Here is a 655-nt window from a genome sequence, read left to right on the forward strand (position 1 = left end):
CGGAAATCTCCGGATCAAAGCGTACTTACTGCTCCCCGAAGCATATCGGTGTTCGTCCCGTCCTTCATCAGCTTCTAGTGCCAAGGCATCCACCGTGCGCCCTTAGTAGCTTAACCTTATGACTTCGTTATTAGCTTAAAGCTTCTAACTCGTCATTAATGTTGCACATCGTAAGATGTGACTAACTAAGAAATAACGCAAAAAATAATAATTATTGGATGTCGTTGTTTGTGCTATCTAGTTTTCAAGGAACATGGCTACTATAAAAGTAGTCAAATTGGTGGAGCCTAGCGGGATCGAACCGCTGACCTCCTGCGTGCAAGGCAGGCGCTCTCCCAGCTGAGCTAAGGCCCCGTTTTTAAATGTCGGTGAATAGTATAACAAATCACAGAACATTTAGTCAATTTAGCTTTTATGGTGGGCCTGAGTGGACTCGAACCACCGACCTCACGCTTATCAGGCGTGCGCTCTAACCAGCTGAGCTACAGGCCCATAAAGGGCTTTGTTGACTATTTATATTGAAAGAATACAATCATTCTTTCAAAACTAAACGAAACGCTCATGCAAGTTTGGCAACCAATGTTGCCTCGTAATTCTCCATAGAAAGGAGGTGATCCAGCCGCACCTTCCGATACGGCTACCTTGTTACGACTTC

At 44.9% G+C, this 655-nt stretch carries 2 tRNA genes and 2 rRNA genes; all 4 read right to left on the reverse strand.

Features of this window, described 5'->3' with window-relative positions:
• Positions 1 to 116 (reverse strand): 23S ribosomal RNA (locus LCM09_RS20625); the annotation flags it as partial.
• Positions 117 to 278: 162 nt separating this feature from the next.
• A tRNA-Ala gene (locus LCM09_RS20630) sits at positions 279 to 354 on the reverse strand.
• Positions 355 to 415: 61 nt separating this feature from the next.
• A tRNA-Ile gene (locus LCM09_RS20635) sits at positions 416 to 492 on the reverse strand.
• Positions 493 to 603: 111 nt separating this feature from the next.
• Positions 604 to 655, reverse strand: a 16S ribosomal RNA gene (locus LCM09_RS20640); the annotation flags it as partial.

The sequence above is a fragment of the Guptibacillus algicola genome (genome assembly GCF_020171805.1).
GTDB classification, from domain to species: domain Bacteria; phylum Bacillota; class Bacilli; order Bacillales; family Guptibacillaceae; genus Guptibacillus; species Guptibacillus algicola.